The sequence below is a fragment of the Amycolatopsis sp. WGS_07 genome (assembly GCF_045278895.1).
Classification (GTDB): domain Bacteria; phylum Actinomycetota; class Actinomycetes; order Mycobacteriales; family Pseudonocardiaceae; genus Amycolatopsis.
On the sequence record NZ_CP136053.1, the window covers coordinates 1,439,554 to 1,461,213 of the forward strand.

Annotated in this window: 18 protein-coding genes; 9 read left to right on the forward strand and 9 right to left on the reverse strand. The window is 69.6% G+C overall.

Annotated elements, in window-relative coordinates; all coding sequences use genetic code 11:
* Positions 1-46: 46 nt before the first annotated feature.
* Positions 47-1,204, reverse strand: a complete 1,158-nt coding sequence (locus RPX00_RS06570) for a M20 family metallopeptidase (RefSeq protein ID WP_406638431.1) — start codon at positions 1,202-1,204, stop codon at positions 47-49.
* A complete protein-coding gene (locus RPX00_RS06575; protein ID WP_406638433.1) occupies positions 1,201-2,676 on the reverse strand; it encodes an amidohydrolase family protein in 1,476 nt (491 codons plus the stop codon). Before RPX00_RS06575 ends, RPX00_RS06570 begins: the two co-directional genes overlap by 4 nt.
* A gap of 150 nt (positions 2,677-2,826) precedes the next feature.
* On the opposite strand from RPX00_RS06575, the gene RPX00_RS06580 reads away from it, so the two are divergent.
* Positions 2,827-3,210: a VOC family protein gene (locus tag RPX00_RS06580; RefSeq protein WP_406638435.1), complete on the forward strand. Its 384-nt coding sequence runs from the start codon at positions 2,827-2,829 to the stop codon at positions 3,208-3,210.
* 32 nt (positions 3,211-3,242) lie between these two features.
* Here the strand turns inward: RPX00_RS06580 and RPX00_RS06585 are convergent, their stop codons facing one another.
* From RPX00_RS06585 to RPX00_RS06615, 7 genes are all read right to left on the reverse strand, one after another.
* Positions 3,243-4,118, reverse strand: coding sequence for an MBL fold metallo-hydrolase (locus RPX00_RS06585; protein ID WP_406638437.1), 876 nt, complete (start codon positions 4,116-4,118; stop codon positions 3,243-3,245).
* Positions 4,093-5,322 carry an MFS transporter gene (locus tag RPX00_RS06590; protein ID WP_406638439.1) on the reverse strand — a complete coding sequence of 410 codons (1,230 nt, stop codon included), beginning with the start codon at positions 5,320-5,322 and terminating at the stop codon, positions 4,093-4,095. Before RPX00_RS06590 ends, RPX00_RS06585 begins: the two co-directional genes overlap by 26 nt.
* Positions 5,319-6,548: a carboxylesterase family protein gene (locus RPX00_RS06595; protein WP_406638441.1), complete on the reverse strand. Its 1,230-nt coding sequence runs from the start codon at positions 6,546-6,548 to the stop codon at positions 5,319-5,321. Before RPX00_RS06595 ends, RPX00_RS06590 begins: the two co-directional genes overlap by 4 nt.
* Positions 6,549-6,687: 139 nt before the next feature.
* A complete protein-coding gene (locus RPX00_RS06600) occupies positions 6,688-6,894 on the reverse strand; it encodes a hypothetical protein (protein ID WP_406638442.1) in 207 nt (68 codons plus the stop codon).
* A 1-nt stretch (position 6,895) separates the two neighbouring features.
* Positions 6,896-7,444 (reverse strand): RNA polymerase sigma factor, encoded by a 549-nt coding sequence (locus RPX00_RS06605; protein ID WP_406638445.1) that lies wholly within the window; start codon positions 7,442-7,444, stop codon positions 6,896-6,898.
* 6 nt (positions 7,445-7,450) lie between these two features.
* Positions 7,451-7,642 (reverse strand): ferredoxin, encoded by a 192-nt coding sequence (locus RPX00_RS06610; protein ID WP_406638448.1) that lies wholly within the window; start codon positions 7,640-7,642, stop codon positions 7,451-7,453.
* Positions 7,642-9,048 carry a fatty acid desaturase gene (locus RPX00_RS06615; protein ID WP_406638450.1) on the reverse strand — a complete coding sequence of 469 codons (1,407 nt, stop codon included), beginning with the start codon at positions 9,046-9,048 and terminating at the stop codon, positions 7,642-7,644. Before RPX00_RS06615 ends, RPX00_RS06610 begins: the two co-directional genes overlap by 1 nt.
* 119 nt (positions 9,049-9,167) lie before the next feature.
* Between RPX00_RS06615 and RPX00_RS06620 the strand changes: the two genes are divergently transcribed.
* The 8 genes from RPX00_RS06620 to RPX00_RS06655 all read left to right on the forward strand — a co-directional run bounded on the left by RPX00_RS06620 (position 9,168) and on the right by RPX00_RS06655 (position 21,585).
* Positions 9,168-10,409 (forward strand): PucR family transcriptional regulator, encoded by a 1,242-nt coding sequence (locus RPX00_RS06620; protein WP_406638452.1) that lies wholly within the window; start codon positions 9,168-9,170, stop codon positions 10,407-10,409.
* 150 nt (positions 10,410-10,559) lie between these two features.
* The gene (locus tag RPX00_RS06625) at positions 10,560-12,332 is read left to right on the forward strand and encodes a GMC oxidoreductase (RefSeq protein ID WP_406638454.1); all 1,773 of its coding nucleotides are present in this window, start codon (positions 10,560-10,562) and stop codon (positions 12,330-12,332) included.
* 700 nt (positions 12,333-13,032) lie between these two features.
* Positions 13,033-14,859 (forward strand): asparagine synthase-related protein, encoded by a 1,827-nt coding sequence (locus RPX00_RS06630; RefSeq protein WP_406638456.1) that lies wholly within the window; start codon positions 13,033-13,035, stop codon positions 14,857-14,859.
* Positions 14,843-15,097: a lasso peptide biosynthesis PqqD family chaperone gene (locus tag RPX00_RS06635; protein WP_406638459.1), complete on the forward strand. Its 255-nt coding sequence runs from the start codon at positions 14,843-14,845 to the stop codon at positions 15,095-15,097. Before RPX00_RS06630 ends, RPX00_RS06635 begins: the two co-directional genes overlap by 17 nt.
* Positions 15,094-15,528, forward strand: coding sequence for a lasso peptide biosynthesis B2 protein (locus RPX00_RS06640; protein ID WP_406638461.1), 435 nt, complete (start codon positions 15,094-15,096; stop codon positions 15,526-15,528). Before RPX00_RS06635 ends, RPX00_RS06640 begins: the two co-directional genes overlap by 4 nt.
* Positions 15,525-17,216 (forward strand): ABC transporter ATP-binding protein, encoded by a 1,692-nt coding sequence (locus RPX00_RS06645; RefSeq protein ID WP_406638463.1) that lies wholly within the window; start codon positions 15,525-15,527, stop codon positions 17,214-17,216. Before RPX00_RS06640 ends, RPX00_RS06645 begins: the two co-directional genes overlap by 4 nt.
* 254 nt (positions 17,217-17,470) lie before the next feature.
* On the forward strand, positions 17,471-20,956 hold the full coding sequence (locus RPX00_RS06650; RefSeq protein WP_406638465.1) for a polymorphic toxin type 44 domain-containing protein: 3,486 nt from the start codon (positions 17,471-17,473) through the stop codon (positions 20,954-20,956).
* A 23-nt stretch (positions 20,957-20,979) separates the two neighbouring features.
* Positions 20,980-21,585: a hypothetical protein gene (locus RPX00_RS06655; RefSeq protein WP_406638467.1), complete on the forward strand. Its 606-nt coding sequence runs from the start codon at positions 20,980-20,982 to the stop codon at positions 21,583-21,585.
* Positions 21,586-21,660 lie beyond the last annotated feature (75 nt).

A 21,660-nucleotide genomic window follows, 5' to 3' on the forward strand; every position in this document is an offset into this window, starting at 1 on the left:
GCAAGATTCGTCACGGGATGATCCTTTCCCGGCTTCCCTCGGTGAGTCACCGTCGTGCTCGACCAGAATCGCCCGCCGGATTCGTCGGAACCGACGGACTCCCCTTCGTCAGCACGTTCTCCACCAACGCGGCTAGCAACGCCGTCCGCCGCGGCAATTCCTCGACCAGGACATGTTCGTGATCCGCGTGTGCGCCGCCGCCGACCGCGCCGAGGCCGTCGAGTGTCGGCACACCCAATCCCGCCGTGTAATTGCCGTCCGAAGCGCCGCCGACGGCCGCCTCGGTCAATTCCGGCAATCCCAGTTCCGCGGCCAATTCCTGCGCCAGCCCGAACAAAGCGGCCGAAGACACCGCGTCCAACGGCGGACGGTTGATTCCGCCAGTGACCCGGACCTGCGCGTCCGCCAGCACCGGTTGCAACGCACGGATCTCGCGGTCGACGCGGAGTTGTTCTTCCTCGTTCCACACCCGCACGTCGACCTCGACCGCGGCTGCCGCGGGCACGGTGTTTACCGTGGTACCAGCCGAAAGCACCGTCGGAACCACGCTGGTGCCGCGCTCCCGATCGGCGAGCCCGGCGACCGCGAGCACCTGATGCGCGATCTCGATCCCGGCGTTGATCCCCTTCTCCGGTTCAAGCCCGGCGTGCGAGGCGCGTCCGGTCACCTCGATCCGGTAGTGGGAAACGCCTTTGCGGCGGGTCTTGATCGCGCCACCGTCTGCCGCCGCTTCGAGTACGAAGGCCGCCGCGCAGCCGCGTGCCTCTTCCTCGATCAGCCCACGCGACGACGGCGAGCCAAGCTCCTCGTCGCCAGTGACCAAAATAGACAGTCCACTTCGGTCATTAAGCGACGCCGCGACGTGCAACGCCATCACGACGCCGGTCTTCATGTCGAAGCAGCCCGGACCGCGCAAAACACCGTCCTGCACGGAAAACGGATGCGTCTCCAGCGAGCCCATCGGCCAGACCGTGTCGTGGTGCCCGAGCAGCAACACCCGCGCCGGTCCGTCGCCGAACCGCCAGCGCAGATGCGTCCGTCCATCCAGGACGATCCGTTCCGGCTCCACGCCGAGCAATGCCTTGCCAACCTCGGTCAGCACGTCCGCACTGTGCGCCACCGCGTCGAGGTCGGAGGACGGGGATTCACAGCACACCAACGTTTCGATGTCGGCGAGCAAAGCGTCCACATCGAACTCGGTCATCGCGGCTCACCCCGCAGCGGCTGGCCCGGGAACGCGTCGGTGAGCAGCTGGCCGTCCCGCACCACCGGAGTGCCCGAGACGAACAGGTGCCGCACGCCGACGGCAGGCCGGGTCGCGTCGAAATACGTTGCGGTGTCAGTGAACGTGGCCGGGTCGAGGACCACGATGTCCGCGTCCGCGCCGACGTTCAACCGGCCCTTGGTCCGCGCACCCGGCGCGACCTCGTCCAGCACCCGCGCGGGCAGGTAGGAGCAACGCCGGAACGCCTCCAGCCAGGTCCAGACCCCGGCCTCGCGCACCATCAGCCGCAGCGATTTGGAGAACGTCCCCGCCGTACGCGGATGCGTCGCGCCACCGGGCGGCAGCGGCCATTCCGTGGATTCGTTCGCCCCGTTCTGCCAGTACACCGGCATCGCGTCGCTCGCGACGATCGAGTCCGGGAATGCGAGCGCCTGGTGCAGCAGGGTGCGGTCCACCGGGTCGTCCTCGTCGAGGAACTCCAGGATGCACGGCGCCCCCGGCGTCTCGGCCCGGACCTGCAGCAACCGTCCCTCGTCCGCGATCCGCTCGCCGGTCTCCAGCAGGATCACCCGGGACGGGTTGAGGCCCTTCATCTTCAGCCGCTCCGGCGAGATGAAAGCCGCGCCGACCGCGGTGCTGCCCGCGCCGTACGGATAGGCCTCGACCGTCACCCGCGACCCGGCGGACCGGCCCGACTCCAGCGCGGCGAGCACACGGTCGACGTGCCGTCCGGAAGTGCTGTTGACGTGGCAGTGGTGCATCGCCGCGCCGGTCTCGGCGGCGACGATCGCGATCTCCTCCGACCCGTCGGCCGGCGTGCCTGGATCGACCTCGACCAGCTCGCGGACGTGCGTGTACGTCGGCGCTTCGGCCTGCTTAGCCAGCTTCGCCAACGCCAGGAACTCAGCCGGATCGCTGGCCGGCGCGTACCCGAGCAGCACGCCGACGCCCAGCGCGCCCGCCGCCAGCTCACCCTCCACAAGGGACAGCCAGGCAGCCAGCTCCGTCTTCGACGACGACCGCTGCCACTCCGGCATGCCAAGCACGGAGAGCCCGGTGTTGATGTTCGCGTCCGGCTCGATGCCCGCGAGCACCTTCGCCCGCGCGGAACCCCACGAGGCCGAGAACCCGTAGTGCAGCGGACGACCGGCCGCGGCCGCCTCGGCGTAGGCCCGTTCGACCGGCATCAGCCCGGCCTCCAGGTCGAGCGCCGTCGTGACGCCGTCCATCGCCTGCAGCCGCTGTCCGGCGATCGAGTGCACGTGGCTGTGCAGATCGATGAACCCCGGCCCGACGATGTACCCAGCGACGTCGATCTCGACCTGGTCGTCCGCGCTCGGCAGTCCCGGTCCGACCGCGATCACCTTGCCGTCGGATACCAGCACGTCAGCTGTGCCGTCGAAGCCCGTAGCCGGGTCGATCACGCGACCGCCACGCAGCAGTGTCCGCATGCTTGCCTCCTCGCCTCGCTGCTGGCGACCCTAGGAGGTTTCCCGGACAGTCCGTTCGTACGCGCGGACGAATCCGGGGCGGCAGATCTATCCGCGCGCACAAATCGGAATCCGCTGTGCCCGGCTCCCCGGCGGCCTTAAGCTGCGCACATGGCCTGCCGGATCACCGAACTCGTCCTCGACTGCGCCGACCCGCGACGGATGGGTGATTTCTGGTGCGAAGTCCTCGGCTACGTCGAACTCGGCTGGGACGGCGAGGACCTGGAAATCGGCCCGCCCGGAGCCGGTTTCGGCGGCCCGCAGCCGACGCTGATCCTCAGCCGCAGCAGTGACCCGAAACCCGCGAAACTGCCGCTGCACCTGGACGTGAACCCGACCGACCGCGACCAGGACGCGGAACTGGAACGCCTGCTCGCGGCCGGTGCCCGGCCCGCCGACGTCGGCCAGACCGGCGAGGAGTCGTGGCACGTGCTCGCGGACCCGGAGGGGAACGTGTTCTGTCTGCTCCGTCGCCGCGTGGACCCAGTGTCGTGAGTGACTGTCCCGGTTCTAACCGGGATTAGCACTCACGACCCCACCCACTCCTGGTACCTGAACTGCCCGCCCCGCACCAGCTCGTCGGCGAACTCAAACCCACCCCGCCGCACCCGCCCCACCGAGGGCACCGGGAAATGCGTCGGCAGCAAGACCGCCCCGCTCCCCAGCAACTCCCTCCGCACCTCCGCCGCCTCACCCGGCTCCACGCAGTACCGCGTACTCAGCTCCGGATGCCGGACCTGCACCCCGTGATGCATCGTGTCCCCAGCCAGCAGAATCGTCCCCGCACTGCCGCGAACCCGCACGCACACGTTCCCCGGCGTGTGCCCGGCCGCCGGAACAAGCTCCGCATGCTTGCCCACCACCGCGTCCGGAGCGACAAAGCTCAACTGTCCAGCCCGCTCGATCGGCAGGACACTGTCAGCCAGGTAGTCGCCGGTCCGCTGCATGGCCGCCGCACCGGCTTCACTCGACCAGTAGCGGAACTCCTCCTCGACCACGAAGTGCGGCGCAGCCGGGAAAGCCAGCTCCTGCTGGGTAGTCACGGCGCCGACGTGATCGGCGTGCAGATGCGTGAACACGACGGCGTCGACGTCCCGCAGCCCAGTCGCGAGGAACTGCCGCATCCACCGGTCCGGCAGCTGGTCGAACTCCGCGCGCCGACGGTCCTTCCCCGCCCCGACGCACGCGTCGACCAGCAGCACCTCGTCCGCCGAGCAGACGAGGAACGACTGGATGACGAAGACCAGCTTCCCCGTCGCCCGGTCGAACCACGGCTCCTGGGCGTACCAATCGGCCAGGTCCGGCTCGAGTCCCGGGAAGAACTCCCCCGGGTCGATCAGCAGCCGATCGTCCTCGATCAGCGGAACGACCGCGACGTCACCGAGATCGAACCAGTGCGCCATCCCGCTCCTTCCTCGTGCTCGCTCGCACCCGGCTCAACCCCACCGCGCAGCCGATCGCGACGAGCACCGGAACGGCGGTCGCCAGGACGATGGTCTGGGCCGACAACGCCAGCGCGAGCAGGGCACCCGCGACACCCGGCCCGACGATCGACCCGATGCGCCCGAGCGCGGCAGCCCAGCCGACGCCGGTGGTGCGAGTGCGCACGGGATAGATCGAGACCGCGAGGGTCAGCTGGCCGATCTGCCCGGCGGTGACCCCGAACCCGGCCCCGGCCAGCAGCACGAACAGCAGCACCTCGCCGACCGGAACCGTCGCGACGAGCACCATGCACACCGCGCCGATGGCGGGCATCAGGATCAGCGCGCGGGCGATCCCGATCCGCGCGGCCAGCGGAATGAGCACCAGGCCGCCCGCGATCCCGCCGAGGGTCAGGAACGCAAGGCCCAGCGGGGCTTTCCCGGCGGCGAAGCCGTATCCGGTGAGCAGCGTCGGAACCCAGGAGATCAGGACGTACGCGGTGATGAAGATGAGGAACGAGAACGCCCAGATGAGCGACGTCGGCAGGCGCAGCCCAGGCCCGAACAGCCTGCTCACCTTGGCCTCCTGCTTCGCGCTGGTCGCGACCACCGGCTCCTGAGCAGGCAGCACCACCGCCATGACCGCGGCCAGCAGCAGCGGAGCCAGCCCCGCGATGTAGAAGACTCCGGCGGAGCCCACGCTGTGCAGCAGCTTGCCGCCGAAGAACCCGCCGAGGCTGCTCCCGGAAGCAAGACCGAGCGTCACCGCCACGGAGACCAGCTCCCGGCGTCCCTCCGCACTGTGTTTCGTCGCGAGCGCCACCCCGGCCGGCAGCACCAGCCCGAGGCCGAGCCCGGTCACCAGTCGGGTCGCGGCGAAGACCGGCATCGATTTCAGGTGCAGGATCACGGCGGTCAGCACGGTCGCGGCCGCGAAGATCAGGACGCCGGTGAGCACCACCGACCGCGCCTTCATCCGGGCCCCGACGTAACCCGCGGCCAGGTATCCGACGACGACCCCGATGTTGGTCAGCACCAACGGCAGGGTGAAGGCGGCGGGAGCGGTCCCCCATTCATGGGACAGCGTCGGGATCGTGAACGACAGTGCGGCGGTGTCGAAGCCGTCGAGGAGGACAGCGAGGAAGCAGAGCAGGACGACAGGCCAGTGGATACCGGGCTTGCTCATGGCGTGTTCTCCAGTGCGTGCGTGATCCGGAAGCTGGATTGCGTGCCCGGCGAGCCGGACCGCGCGAATTCGGTCCACCACAAGCGCATCTGGGCCCCGAGGCGTTCGACTTCGGCCCAGCTCGTGTCGCCCAGCATTGGGCTGTCGCGCCAGGACTCGCGGGTGCCCAACAGGAAAGGCAGTTCGAGGCAATGGATCGCGCCGAATCCGCCGTGCTCCGGACTCCAGGCGAACTCATAGGAGTACGCCGCCCCGCCATACTGCTCAGCCAACGCACGGGACGGACGGCCGAACAGCGGCTCGGTCTGATCCACGATCGCCTGCCGGATCTCGGCGTCCTGAACCCCGATCGCGAAGGCCGAACACTCTTGCGTCGTGTACCCGATCATCAAGTCCGGCAACGGTTCGGACAGGCGCACGTCGAGGTCGACGAGCCCGAAAGGCGGCCGGGTCGACGTCGGATCCTTCGCGGCGTTCCACCGAAGCGTGCGCTGCTGCGCGGCCAGCAACTGCTCGACGGACGCGGTCGCCGGGTCCTCGCCGAGCGTATCGGCGAAATACCGGCCGATCTCCAGCGCTTTCGCGCGCGTCTGGATGATCGCGGGATCCGGGGAACTCTGGACGATCGCCCGCCGGATGAGCGGACGGCTTTCCGGCCTGGACAGCAAGGCGAGCGTCGAAAGCGCTCCCGCGGACTGCCCGAAGACGGTGACATTCCCCGGATCGCCACCGAACGCCGCGATGTTGTCCCGCACCCATTCGAGCGCGAGCGTCTGGTCCGCCAGGCCGAGATTGCCCTCGCTGACCCCCTCGTGGACCAGGTAACCGAACACCCCGAGCCGATAGTTGACCGACACCACGACGACGTCACCGTCCGCCGCGAGCCGTCCGCCGTCGTACCAGGGAAGAGTGCCGCCGCCGCTCAGGAAACCACCGCCGTGCAGCCACACGAGCACCGGACGCGCCCCGGTCAACGCAGGAGTGGCGACGGCGAGGTAAAGACAGCCCTCGGACTGGGGCGGTTCCTCCGTCGGCGGCCCCATCGCCGCCTCCAGCCGCGAGTTGAGCTGCGGGCAGATCGGGCCCGGCAGCACGGCGTCGGACGAGTGCGCGGCAGGCCGCGGCGGCTGGAACCGCTCAGCGGTGCCGTATCGCACGCCGCGGAAACGCAGGACGCCGTCGGGACCGGACGGCGGATGGGCAGTGACAGGCTGGCGCTCGGGCATCTCGGCTCTCCTTTGAGCGTGCGTCCGACGCCGGCCCGGAGACCGCCGTCGACCCGCAGTCAGGCTAAGAAAGTCCGGAATGCCTGGCCAATGCTCTTTGCCACCCGAGACATGCTCGCCCGGCTATACCCGGGCTGCCTCACCGAGTAACGCGACTCCCCGCCTCGACCGGTTCGGCGCGAGCCCGCACCGCCCGGGACGAACGCGGTTCGCTCCGCTTACCCCCGCCGGAGAAGACCTCCGCGAGCTTCCCGATCAGCATCCCCAGCAGCGGAAGCCAGATCGGACACAGCATCAGCACCAGCAGCGGCCCCATGATCTTGAAAATCTCCAGGAATCCGTGCATTTCAGCGTTCCGCCTTCTCGTTCTCGGCCAGCAGCGTCGCGAGCGCGCGCACCGCGCGGTGCTGCAGTGCCCGGACGCTGTTGGGGTTCTTGTTCATCGTTTCGGCGACCTCGGCGACGGACAGTCCGGCGAAAAACCGCAGCCGCAGGCATTCGCGCTGTGGTTCGCTGAGGCCGGACAGACAGCGCCGGAGCGTGGCGGCTTCGATCCGGGCCAGTGCGAGCCGGTCGGCTCCGCCCCGGACGTCCGGGCCGTCGTGGTCTTTTCCGTCGAGCAGTTCACGCCGGTAGCGGGCCGATTTTCGGTGGTCGCGCAGCAGGTTGTCGGCGATCGTGTACAGCCAGCCGGTGAACGAGCCGACGTCCGGGCGGAAGTCCGGCAGCTTCCGCCACGCGCGCAGGAACGCCTCGCTCGTCAGGTCCTCCGCCACCGTCGCCGTCGGCACGCGCATCCTCAGGTACCGGAAGACCGGCGACGCGTGTTCCTGGTAGATGACGGCGAACGCGGCCTGGTCGCCCGACCGCGCCCGCCCGAGCAGCTCCGTCTCCACCGGGCCTCAATCCTGTAGCCGCAGCGCCGCGACCGGGCACGCTTGCACCGCCGCGTCAACGAACTGCCGGTCCGCCTCCGGCGGGGTTTCGTCGAGGACCTGCACCACGCCCTCGTCCCCGACCTCGAAGAACTGGTCCGCCATCGCCTCGCACATGCCGAGGCCTTCGCACCTGCCGTAGTCCGCGACGATCTTCATCACGCCGCCTCCCGCACCACGGGCACGAAGTCGACCTTGTCCCGCACGCCGCAGTCCGGGCAGGTCCAGTCGTCCGGGATGTCCGACCACGCCGTCCCAGCGGCGAAGCCCTCCAGCTCGTTGCCCTCCGCGACGCGGTAGACGTAGCCGCAGCCGGGGCACCGCGCGGCGTCCACGTCGTCGGCCAGCTTCGACCGGGTGTCCGCGGCGGGCTCCGCCTCGGCGGCCGCGACGACGGGGTACTTCTTCAGCAGCGACGGCAGCTTGCCCGGCTGGACGTTCGCCTGCCGGAGGTCGCCGTCGAAGTGCCGGTAGACCCGCGGATCCATCACCTTCCGGAACCACGCCGGGACCAGCGCGACGACCATCATCCCGGTGTAGCCGGTCGGCAGGACAGGGCTTTCCTTGAAATCGCGCAGGGTCTGGAACCGGCGCGTCGGGTTCGCGTGGTGATCGCTGTGCCGCTGCAGGTGATACAGCAGCACGTTCGTCGCGACGTTGTTCGAGTTCCAGGAATGCGCCGGGGTGACCCGCTCGTACCGGGTCTTCGCGCCGTGGGTGACCTGCTTGCGCAGCATCCCGTAGTGCTCCATGTAGTTCACGATCTCCAGCAGCGAGAACCCGAACACGGCCTGCACCACCAGATACGGCAGGATCCCGACGCCGAGCCACGCGGTCAGGACGCCCCACAGCACCACGCTCATCAGCCACGCGTTGAGCACGTCGTTGCCGAGGTGGAACGGGTGACTTCCCTTGCGGGCATAGCGTTTCCGCTCGACACCCCAGGCACTGCGCAGCGAGCCGAAGACCGTACGCGGCCAGAACCGGTAGAAGCTTTCGCCAAGCCGACTCGACGCCGGGTCCTCCGGAGTCGCGACACGGACGTGATGCCCGCGGTTGTGTTCGATGTAGAAATGCCCGTAGAAACACTGCGCCAGCGCGATTTTCGCGGCCCAGCGTTCGGTGCTTTCCCGTTTGTGGCCGAGTTCGTGCGCGGTGTTGATCCCGATGCCGGCGACCGTGCCCAGCGTGATCGCGAGCCCGATCTTGCCGCCGACGGAAAGACCGCCTTGCGCGAGCACCCAGGCGCCCACCACGAAACCGGCGTACTGCAGCGGCAGGAACAGGTAGGTGATCCAGCGGTAGTAGCGGTCCTCCTCCAGCGCCTCCATCACCTCGTCCGGCGGATTGGTGTGGTCGTAGCCCGCGACGAGGTCGATCAATGGGACGAGGACCAGCACCACGAGCGGGCCGAGCCACAGCGCGGCTTCGGCTCCGGTCGCGGCGTGCAACCCGATCGCGCCGAACGGAAGCAGCGGCACCACCAGCCCGAGCAGCCACAGATGGCGCTTCCGGTCGTGCCAGGCGGCTTCGCCGTTCGCTCCGGCGAGGCGGTACTTCTTCATGGCGGCCTCCTGTCGTTTTCCCGAAGGTAGGAATCCGCGTGCGGCGAAGCACTGTGCGCGAAACCGAAACGTCCGGCTGCGTTGGGTCCCGGGCACGAACCGGGCGTACGGTGCTGCCTGTGACGTCGACGGCTGCCGCCACGCTGGCCAAGGTCGCGGACTCGGTCCTGGCCGAGGTCGCGCTGCTCTGCGCGCGGATCGTGGAGGAGATCGCCGAGGCGGTGCCGGTGCTCGCGCCCGACGCACAGGCCTGGGAGCTGCTGGAGAACTCGGTCCGGGAAAACCTCGTCGCCGCGCTGGGCGTGCTGAGCGGCGCGACGAAGCCCGAGGACGTCGGTGCGCCGCCCGCCGCGCTGGAGTTCGCTCGGCGGCTGGCGCAGCGCCGGGTGCCGATCACCGCGATGCTGCGCGCGTACCGGCTCGGCCAGGCCGCCTTCCAGCAGGAGATGATCGCCCTGATCGCCGCCGAACCGGCGCCGACCGCGGAGATCTCAGCCGCCGCCACCGACCTGTCCCACGTCGCCTTCACCTACATCGACAAGATCTCCGAGGAGGTCGTCGAGGCCTACCAGCTGGAACGCGACACCTGGCTGCGGCATCGCAACGCGGCCCGGCTCGCGAAGGTGCAGGCCGCGCTGTCCGGCAAGCCCGTCGACGCCGCCGACGTCGAGAAGACCCTCGGCTACGCGCTGTCGGACCGGCACGTCGGCGCGGTGTTGTGGTGTGGCCCGGAGCTGGACGAAAGCGACCGCCTGACCACCCTCGAACAGCACGCCGCCCTGCTCGCGAACGCCCTCGGCGCCACGCCGCTGGTCGTCGCTCCGGACGCCTCGACCGTCTGGGCCTGGTTCCCGGCCTCGACGCTCGACCTCGACGCGGTGTCCGCCGCGCTCGAGAGTTCACCCGATCCGGTGCGCGTCGCGCTGGGCGACCCGGCGAGCGGGCTGGCCGGCTTCCGCACCACCCACCAGCAGGCCCGCCAGGCCGAGGCGGTGGCGCAGATGACCGAACGGACCCGGCCCCGGCCGCTGACCGCCGCCGCGCAGCTCGGGCCGTTGGCGCTGGTCGCGGCCGATCCGTCGGCGGTCGCGGGCTGGGTCCAGTCGGTGCTCGGCGCACTGGCCGACGACGACGAGGGCCACCACCGGATGCGCGAAACGGTGTGGGCGTACCTGTCCAGCGGGAGCAGCCTGATGGTCGCCGCGCAGGAGCTGCACCTGCACAAGAACACCATCCAGTACCGGCTCCGCAAGGCCGAGCAGGAACGCGGCCGTCCGCTGTCCGAGGGCCGGATTGACGTCGAGGTGGCGCTCCTGGCGTGCCGGCTGCTCGGTCCGGCGGTGCTCCGGCCGGTGGACTGAGGTTTTGTGCCGCGGGACCAATCGGGTCCCGTCGTCCCGGTCCGCAGACCGATGCTCGCACCCCGGCCGCGCGGGGAGACTTCGGGCCACGTCGCCGGACGGTGCCCAATCGCCGTCCGGCGGCGTCCCCCACCGCCTGCGAGGACGACGATGAACGACACCGCCCGTGAAGAGACCGACGTCCTCGTGATCGGCTCCGGCTTCGGCGGCTCCGTGAGCGCACTGCGACTGTCCGAAAAGGGCTACCGCGTCACCGTCCTGGAAGCCGGCCCGCGCCGCACCGAAGAAACGCTGCCCAAAACCTCTTGGGATGTCCGGAATTTCCTCTGGGCACCGCGTCTTGGCTGCTACGGCATCCAACGCATCCACCTGCTCCGCGACGTCGTCATCCTCGGCGGTGCCGGGGTCGGCGGCGGTTCCCTCAACTACGCCAACACCCTCTACGAACCGCCTGCCCCGTTCTTCGAAGACCCGCAATGGGCACACGTCACCGACTGGCAAGCTGAGCTGAAACCGCACTACGACCAGGCCCGCCGGATGCTGGGCGTCACCCAGAACCCCACCGTCACCGCCGCGGACCAGGTGCTCCGCGAAGTCGCCGACGACCTCGGCGTCGGCTCGTCCTTCCGGCTCACCCCGGTCGGCGTTTTCTTCGGCGACAAGGACACCCCCGCCGGAACCGTCGTGCCAGACCCGTTCTTCGGCGGTGCCGGACCAGCGCGGCGCACCTGCACCGAATGCGGCTCCTGCATGACCGGCTGCCGGGTCGGCGCCAAGAACACCTTGGACCGCAACTACCTCTACCTAGCCGAACAACGCGGCGCGGACGTCGTCCCGATGACCACGGTGCTGGACGTGCGCCCAGCGGACGGCGGCTACACCGTCACCGCGGTCCGCACCGGAAAGTCGCCGCGTCGCCGCAAAAACCTGCGTACGTTCTTCGCCCGCGACGTCATCTTCAGCGCGGGCACCTACAACACACAGAAACTGCTCCACCAAGCCCGCGAAACCGGTGCGCTGCCCCGGATTTCCGCCAGCCTCGGCCGGCTGACCCGAACCAACTCGGAATCCATCCTCGGCGCGAAGTCGAAACGCAAGGATGTCGATTTCACCCACGGCGTCGCCATCACGTCGTCCATTCACCCCGACGCGCACACGCACGTCGAACCGTGCCGGTACGGCAAGGGCAGCAATGCGATGTCGCTGCTGCAAACCGCGCTCACCGACGGCGGCAAGTCCGTCCCGCGCTGGCTGACCTGGCTGGGCGCGTTCGCCAGGAACCCGCGCAACTTCACGTGGTTCTCGCCGCGCCGCTGGTCCGAGCGCACCATTATCCTGCTGGTGATGCAAACGCTGGACAATTCCATCACCGTCGCCAGCAAACGCACCCGCACCGGACGCCGGAAACTGACCTCCGCACCCGGCCACGGCGAACCGAACCCCACCTGGATCCCCGCCGGAAACGAAGCGGCCCGCCGGGTCGCGGAGAAAATCGACGGGATCGCGGGCGGCACCACCGGCGAGATCCTGAACATCCCGATGACCGCCCATTTCATCGGCGGCTGCGCCATTTCCGACGATCCGGCGCGCGGGGTACTCGACCCGTACCAGCGCGTGCACGGCTATCCCGGCCTGCACGTCGTCGACGGCTCCGCGATCTCGGCGAACCTCGGGGTCAACCCGTCGCTGACCATTACCGCGCAGGCCGAACGGGCGATGTCCCTGTGGCCCAACCGCGGCGAGGCCGATCCCCGTCCCCCGCTCGGCGCACCCTACGAACGGGTCGACGCGGTGGCCCCGCGCCATCCGGCGGTCCCGGACGACGCCCCCGGCGCACTCGCCGACCGCGGTTTTCGCCGTGAGACATTCCCGGCATTCCGCAACCGCATCGCCGGAACCGCCGACGGCCCGTCCCGGAATTAAGTACGCACACAGAAGCATTTCGTCCTGGCTCAATGTCGCTCAGACAATACCGCCGCACTGTTTCTCATGTCTTTCATGAAAAATAAACGAGGCCGCACCGTCGGCCCAACTGATTCGACTGAACGCACGAGTGTCAGGACTAGGCGATCCTGCTAGCGTGTTGTTCGCGGAGTACTTCACGCAGAATGAAAGTTCATCAGCGATCGCTGGGCAACCCATAAGAAATGCCATCAGATACTGAGGAGGACTGGTTTCCGTGAGGACCCTTCCCGAGCGCTATCAGGCCCCTGAGGCCGCCTCGGCCGGCAGCTTCGCGACCGACACCCGCCGGCACCACCGCGGCCCGCGCGACCACCACCGTCGTGGCCGTCGCCGCCGCTGAGCGAGCAATCCATGCGGGTAGCACCTGCTACCCGTTGAGCTGAGCTGACGTGGCTGGAGGTCGTAGCCGATCTTCAGCCACGTTCGTCATCCCGAGCAGAGGACTGGTTTCCGTGAAAACCGTGCCGCTTCCCGAACGCTACCAAGCCCCCGAGGCAGCTTCTCCCGGCTGCTTCGCGACCGACACCCGCCGCCTCATCCGCCCCGGCCCGCGCGACCACACCCGTCGCGGACGTCGCCGCCGCTGAGCCAGCCCGTCGCTGAAGGCTTTCAGCCACGTTCGTCATCCCGTCGTTCACTCGATCCGACCGGTGGTCCGATGAACGCAGTGTCCAGCAGTCTCGTCGTCCTGCCGGATTCTCAGGACGGCACCGCGCTCCTGCCGAGAGTTCCTTACCGGCGGCCGAGCGTCCTGTTCCATTCCTCCGGACGGCCATGGCTGGCCGGCCGCTGGGAACCGGGCGAGATCCGGGTGGTCATCGCGGGCCGGGCCCGTGTCGCGGTGTTCGGGTTCTGCCCGATGCCCATCGAACGGCTGACCGCCCACGCCGCACGCCTGCGTACCGCGGCCGACGCGGACGCCCTCGCCCGGATCCTGCCCGGCAGCGCCCATCTCATCGCCTCGGTCAACGGGCAGGTCCGGCTGCAAGGCACCCTGGCGAACCACCGCCGGGCCTTCCACACCCGGATCGGCCCCACCGCGATCGCGGGCACCCGCGCCGATCCGCTGGCCGAGATGACCGGCGCGGACCTGGACGAGGATCTCCTCGCCGCGCACCTGACCCAGATGCAGCTGTTGCCTCCGTTGATCGAGAAAAGCTGGTGGCGCACAGTACATTCAGTGCCGCCGGATTCCTACGTCGCGCTGGCCGAGGACGGAACCGCCCGCACGGCCCGTTGGTGGCATCCACCGGAACCGGTCGTGCCAATCCGCGAAGGCGCTCCCGTCGTCCGCACCGCGCTGCGCGAGGCGGTCGCGGAGCGTCGGCCCACCAAGGGCAGGCTGTCGCTGGACCTGTCCGGCGGGATGGACTCCACCACGCTGTGTTTCCTCGCCGCCGAACACACCCCAGACCTGCTTACCTTCCGGTGGACCGAAGGCAGCGTCGCCAACGACGATCCGATCTTCGCCGCCAAGGCCGCCCAGCTGCTTCCCCACGCCGAACATCTCGACCTGCGCGGCTCCGATTCGCCCGCCTTGTTCGCCCCGCCCTATTCGACGACCGACCTCGAAGCGCCGTGGGCGATGACCAGGGGCGTGACCAGCTCCGCCTACGGCACCCGCGTGCTCGCCGAACACGGCTCCGGCCTGCACCTGGCCGGGCACGGCGGGGACGAGGTCTTCACCGCCTCGCCCCGCTACCTGCACACCCTGATCCGCCGCCGTCCGCTCACCGGCCTGCGGCAGCTCCGGGTCTACCGCACCCTCGGCCGCTGGTCGTGGCCGGAAACCCTGGCCGGCCTGGCCAGCAGGCAAAGCTGGGCCGGCTGGTGGCGGGAATCCGCGGATCACCTCACCGACCCGCTGCCCCGGCGCGGAACGCCGGAGCTGGGCTGGGCCGACGTGGTCCGGGCCGCGCCGTGGGCCACCGGCGACGCGCTCGCGACGACCCGCCGGGTGCTGTATGAAATCGCCGCCGAGGCCACGCCCCTGGCGGCCGATCGCGGCCAGCACGAGGCGCTGGCTAGCCTGCGCGGCGCGGGACCGGCGTGTCAGCAGATCCAGCGCGAGTACGCCGCCGAAGGCGTCTCGCTCGAACTCCCGTACCTGGACGACCGGGTCGTCGAAGCCGCGCTCGCGGTCCGCGCTTGCGACCGTTTCACGCCCTGGCGGTACAAACCGCTGCTCGCCGACGCGATGAGGGGACTCGTCCCCGATTTCATCCTCGACCGCACCACCAAGGGCGACTACCAGGATGACGACGACGCCGAGGCGCACCGCCACGTACCCGACCTGCTCGACTACTTCGCCGACTCGGCACTGGCCGCGCGCGGCCTGCTCGACCTCGACGCCTTCCGGGCCTGCCTGCTCGAACCCCGGATGAACGACGAATGGGAAGCACATCTGGAAACCGCGCTCGGCTGCGAGATGTGGCTGCGCGCGATCGCCGGCACCGACCGGAGGGCCCATGCGCCTGCACCCTGACACCGCGCTCACCGACACTCCCGACGGCTCGGTCCTGCTCAACCGGCGCACCGGCCGCTATTGGCAGGTCAACCGGACCGGCGCGCACACCCTCGACCGCCTGCTGGCAGGCGAATCCGCCGACCGGATCGCCGCCGATCTCGCGGCAAGATACGACATCGACGCCGCCCGGGTCCGCGCTGACATCGCCACGATGACCGAAAACCTGCTCACCGCCGGACTGATCGAACCATCATGAGCCAGCCAACCGTAGTACCCCACCGCATCCGCCTGCCCCTACACCGGAAACCACTACCCCTGCTCACCGTCAGCATCGCCACCCTGCTACTCCTGTTGTCTCCCAAGCATCTCTGCGCGGCCCTAGAGTTCGCCCGGCGAGGCGCCCGACCCGCCACCTACGAACAGGCCCGCAACGCACGCCGGTCAGTAGTGGCGATCAGCCTGCGCTGCGCGGGCGACGGCTGTCTGCTCCGATCCGTCGCCACCGCGCTGCTGTGCCGAGCGCACGGCACCTGGCCGACCTGGCGCACCGGCGTGCGCACGCAACCCTTCAGCGCCCACGCGTGGATCGAAGCCGACGGCAAGGTTGTCGACGAAATCCATCCCCCGGGCTATTTCGCTCCGCTGCTCACCGTCGCGCCCTTAACCGCCGAGGACCGCCCCGAATGACCGTCACCGCCCGCGAAAGCAGTCCGCCAGCCGCCGAGGAACATGCCCGGGTCGGCCTGCGCCATCTGTTCGCCGCCACCCGCGGCCACCGCAAAAACATCGCGGTCGCGCTCCTGTTCACTATCGTCGGGGCCGGATTAGGCTTGCTGCAACCGATACTGGCCATGCAAACCATCGACGCCGTCGGAGCGGGCGGGGCGGTCGGCTGGCTGCTGGCCGGGCTCGTCGCCGTGTTCATCGCCGAGGCCGGCACGGACACCATCGGCCGCTACTGGCTGGAACGCTCGGGCGAAGGCGTCGTGCTGGGACTGCGAGTCCGGCTGGTCCGGCACTTGCTGCGGCTGCCGATGCGGCTGTACGACAAACACCGGATCGGCGACCTGCTCTCCCGGACCACCGCCGACACGACCCTGCTGCGCGACACCCTCGCCTACGACCTGGTCGAAATGCTGACCGGCAGCTTCGTGGTCATCGGCGGCACCGTCGCCATGCTCTGGCTGAGCCCCCTGTTGTTCGGCATCGTGGCCGTCATCGTCGGCGGCGTCGGCGGCGTCACGCTGTTCGTGCTGGCCCGCATCCGAGACGCCACCGAAAACGCGCAAGACAACCTTGGCCTGATGGCCGCGGAATTGGAACGAGCCCTCAGCGCCATCCGCACTATTCGCGCCACCCGCGCGGAAGACCGGGAAACCGACCGCATCGGCCACTTTGCCCGCACCACCTATCGAGACAACGTCCGAGCCGCCCGCCTCAACTCCATCGCGGGCCCCGCCGTCACCCTCTCCGCACACGGCGCGCTCATCGCGGTACTGGTCACCGGCGGAATCCAGGTCGCCAACGGCAATCTCACCCTGTCCGAACTGGTCGCTTTCCTGCTCTACGTCAGCTACATCGCCGTCCCCAGCGCCGGCCTGTTCGAACTGGCCGCCACCATCCAAAGAGGACTGGCGGCTTTCCAGCGAGTCCACGACATGACCCAACTGCCCACCGAAACCGACCACACCCCCGTCGGTCGTCCCGCTCCCGCTTCGGCGCCAGTGCTGGAACTGCGGGACGTCTGGTTCAGCTACCACCCCGAAAGCCCAGTATTGCGCGGCGTTTCCTTCACCGTGCCACGCAGAGGCCACGTCGCGCTGGTCGGCCCGTCCGGAGCCGGAAAATCCACCATTCTCGCACTGATCGAGCGTTTCTACGAACCAGACCGCGGCACCATTCTGTTCAACGGGCATCAACCGTCCATCGCCGAATGCCGCCAGCGCATCGGCCTGGTGGAGCAAACAACTCCCATCCTGCACGGCACCCTGCGCGACAACCTCACCTACGCCGCCCCCGACGCGACCGAGGGCCAAATCCGGGACGTCCTCGAAAAAACCAACCTGACCGAATTCATCGACCGCCTCCCCGCCGGCCTGGAAACCCCCGCGGGCGAACACGGCGGCATGCTGTCGGGCGGCCAGCGCCAACGACTGGCAATCGCCCGCGCCCTCCTCGTCCGCCCCGAACTGCTGCTCCTGGACGAGCCGACGTCCCAGCTGGATGCGGCCAACGAAGCCGCGTTCGCGCGGACGCTGGATCAGGTCGCCGGGGAGTGCGCGCTGCTGGTCATCGCTCACCGGCCAGCCACGGTGCGCCGGGCGCAGACGGTGATCGCGTTGGAGCACGGGCGGATCCGCACGGAGGTCCAGTAGCGGCCAGCACGCCCGATTACCCTGATCGGCTGCTTGTCGCCGCGTTCGGCCACCGGCAGACTTGATCGAGGGTGGTACGGACCATTACCGGTCCGCCACCCGATTCCTGCATTTCTTCGGGGGAAATCCGGACAATGTCCGGTCTCGCAGCACGGGGGCTGCGGTGCTGTCGCGCGGTGGCCCGGCCCTGGCTCCGCCCTGCCCGCGACAGGCCGCGATCTCGGTGCGCGTGCCGGACGGAGGGGAGAAACGGGATGAGTCTTCTTCGCGGACACAGAGCCCGCGCCGCGGTTTCGGTACTGACCGCGGCGCTGCTCGCCACCGGCGTCTCGGTCACGCCCGCGGCCGCGGATCCGGCGCAGGACGAGCGGGCGCAAGCCGTTCAGCTGCTCGCCTCGGGCGGACCAGCCGTAGCCGCCGCCGCGGAAACCGCGTTGACCGGCAGTGACGCGGACGTGCACGCGTTTCTGACCACGGCGCTCACGCAATGCCAGATCACCGACGACCGGATCAACGCGCAGCGCAGGCTTTCCGCCGGCGGACCCGCGACCCGGTTCGCGGCGAACCAGGCGCTGTCGAGCACCCCGGAGGCGGTGAAAGCGTTCCTGGACAACGGCTGGGTCCAGCCGTGGAAGGACGACCAGCGCATCCAGGCCACCCAGCTGCTGCAGGCCGCGACCGGCCCGGCCGTCAAAGCGGCCGCCAACGCGGCGTTGAACGGGACGATCACCGACCTCGAAACGTTCCTCGGCCCCGGTGTGCGCAAGGCGCAGAACGACGACGACCGGATCGCGGCGCAGCAACTGCTGAACAGCGGCGGCCCGGAGGTGCGCAAGGCCGCGAACCAGGCGCTGAGCGGCACCCCGGACGACGTCCGCTATTTCCTCGAAACCGGCTGGCAGGTCGCCGCACAGCGGGATCAGGAGACGCTGAGCATCTCGCAGCTGGCCGACCTCGCGCACTCCGCGGCACAACGCGCGGCCACCCAAACCCAGAACGCCAAAGAGGCGGCAGACCGAGCCGCAGCCGCCGCCAAGGCCGCCAGGGACGCGGCCGAACACGCGGCGCAGGAAGCACAAGAAGCGCAGCATTCCGCTGGTCAAGCAGCCGACGCCGCCAACCGGGCGGCAGACGCGGCCAACCGCGCCGCAGACACCGCCCGGACCGCGATCGAAGCGGCGGAAGCGGCGACGTCGGCCGCGCGGACCGCTTCAGCCGCAGCCCAGCAGGCGGCCTGGGCAGCTTCGATGGCCGGACAAGCCGCAGCCAGGGCCCGTAACGCCGCTGCGGCCGCACATCTGGACGCTGCCAACACCGCCTCCATCCGAGACGCCGCCCGCGCCGCCGCGGCGAACGCCCGTGATGCCGCGAACGGCGCCCGCTCGGCGGTAGCCGCGATCGGTGACGCCCTCACCGCGCTCGGCGCGGCGATCCAAGCCGCCATCGGTGCCGCCGCCACCGCGAACGACGCCGCCGCTGCGGCAGCCGCGGCAGCCGACGCCGGCGAATGGGCGAAACAGGCCGGAGCCAGCGCCGCAGCCGCGCAGCGAGCCGCCAACAAAGCTCGCGCGTACGCCGGTGAAGCGACCCGGGCCGCAGCCGCCGCCCAGTCCATCGCCAACGAAGCCCAAGCCAACGCGAACCAGGCCCGCGACGCCGCGAACGCGGCAGCCGCCCACGCCGACGCCGCCGCTCAAGCCGCCCAGGACGCGGCGAACGCGGCCTACGACGCCGAGCGCGCCGCCGGACAGGCCCAGGAGGCCGCGGACGCCGCCAAGCTCGAAGCCGCTGCCGCGCAGACCGCGTCCGACCAGGCCGTTTCCACCGCCCAAACCGCACGCAAGGCCGACGCGGAACGGCTGATCGCCCAGCAGAACCAGGGCGTCCGCGACGCTGAGGCGGCCAAGCAGGCCGAGCAGGACCAGCAGGCAAGCACCGACTGGAAAGCCGGGGAAGCCGCGAAACTCGACGCCGAAGCACAGCGGCTGCTCGCCGAAGCACAGTCACCGACGACCCCGGCCGAAACCGTCGTCGCCGACGGCCGCAAGGTCGCCGCCCGCCTGTGGCACACCGGCGGCCCCTGGGTGAAGTCCGCCGCCCGGGACGCCCTCGCCGGCTCCCCGGCCGACGTCACCTCGTTCGTCCACAGTGGACTAGCGACCGCCACCGAACAGGACGACCGGGCAAGCGTCGCCTCGATCGCCGACACCACCACGATCCCGGCACAGCGCACCGCCGCCAACGCCGCGCTCGCCGGAACTTACGACCAGGTCAAGGAGTTCCTGCGCACCCGCTACTACCCGGGCAAGAACGACGATGACCGGGTCGCGGTCCAGAAGATCCTGAACAACGGCGGCCCGGCCACGAAGGTCGCCGCGAACAAGGCACTGTCCGGCACCGTCGAAGACGTCCGGGAGTTCCTCGCCACCGGCCAGTACCGCGCGGCCGAGGACGACGACCGCGTTGCCGCGCAACAGGTCCTCAACGCCGGCGGCCCCGAAGTCCGCGCCGCCGCCAACGCCGCGCTGTCCGGCCCGTGGTCCTTCGTCAAGCAATTCCTGCACGTGGACCAGTACAAGGCCGCGATGCGCGACGCCGACACCGCGATGCACAACGCGCAGATCGACGGTTACCTCGCCGACGCGGCCAAATCCGCGGCCCAAGCCCGCGCCGACGCCGCGAACGCCGCCCTCTACGCCGCCAACGCACGCAACGACGCCAACGCAGCCGCCGCAGCAGCCGCGGCCGCCCAAAAGGCAGCCGACGACGCTTCGGCAGCCGCGACCGCCGCGAAGAAGTCCGCCGACGACGCCCAGGATTCGGCTGACCAGGCCGCACACTCCGCGCAACAGGCCCGCGACGCCGCCCGCAACGCCCAAAACGCGGCCAACGACGCAGCCCGCTCAGCAGCCGCCGCCCGCGATTCCGCCTCCCGCGCCGCCGGTTACGCCGCAGCCGCCCGAGCGTCGGCGGAACAAGCCCGCGCAGACGCGATCGCCGCACACAAGTCCGCGGAGGAAGCGGCGCAGGCAGCCGCGGAGGCGTGGAAGTCAGCCGTCATCGCCCTGCAGAACGAGGAAAACGCCCGCCGCAACGCCGGTCCAGTCACCGGAGCGGACGGCGGGTTCGACTGCCCGCCCAACTGCGTCCCGCCCGGGCAGCGCCTCCCGGACAACTCTGCCTGGGACCAGGCCGTGGCCCTGATGACCAGCGAAATGTCCAACAACCCCAACAGCGACATCGCGAAATCGATCCGGTACCTGCTCGCCCCGTGCCAGGGCCTAGGGTGCGTCGGCTACAACCCGAACCAGATCAACGCCGGCATCGTGATGTTCGGCCTGCAGGTGAAAACGGGCGGTCCGTGGGACCACAAGGGACGGTTGAAGGCCATCCTGGACTCGACCACCGGTGGCTACTATTTCCCGATCCCGGGGACGAACGAGGACCTGAACTATGATTTCTGGTCGAACCTGCACTACGGCTACGTCGGCGCGACCTGCGGCTTCTCCGAGGCCGACCTGATCGGCGGAGCCAAAGCGTTCCACTACCTGTCGCCAGGCAACCATTGGGGCCCCAGCAAGGAAGCCGCGATCCGCGCGGGAGCCCGGCTCTTCCAGTCCCACCCGAACTCGGCTGATCTGCGGGATCCGAACATCATCCTCCAGGTGATCCGAGACAACCGGAACGTCTTCCGGCAAAGCACCGACGACGAACCCGCATACCTCCGACCGCACCGCTGATTTCGCTGGGAAGGCACCACCCGATGACTCGCTCCGCTCAGGGCCGCCGGCACCTAGCACCGGCGGCCCTGGCCCTGCTTTTCGCCCTGACCGCCTGCGGAGGCCGCTTCTCCGACACCCACCGCCCCGACACCGGCCCAGTCAGCGAGAAAGCCGCCGCCCTGGCCAAGCAGTACCGACTGGGCCCCCACGGTTTCGGCAAGATCAAGCTCGGCATGAGCGCCGCTGAAGCAACGGCCACCGGACAGATCCGCGTAAACGACCTAGCCAGCCTGTCCGGCTGCACAATCGGCACGGAAACCGGAAAATCCCCCGACGGCGCGGTATCCATCTCGGCTTCGCTCGGGGTCGTCAAGATCGCGAGCTACACCGGAGTCCGCACACCGGAAGGCATCGCCCTCGGCGCGAGCGTGGACGACCTGCGCAAGGCCTACCCCGATGTCAAGGTGGAAACCGAGGCCGACATGGGGAACGGGCAGATCCAGATGGACGACCATTACCGCGCTCCGGTCCCAGGCAATCCGCAGGCGGTGTACCGGTTCTTCGTCAATCGCGACGACCGGGTGGACGCGATGCTGCTGGCACTCAACAAACCAGACCCGGACTGCGACGTGGGCTACTCCAACTGACTGAGCCCAGCTTGTCCGACGTCGCCTGCCGAGGACACCCAACCCGCGCCGCGACCGTCGCGGAAAGCCGCAGGT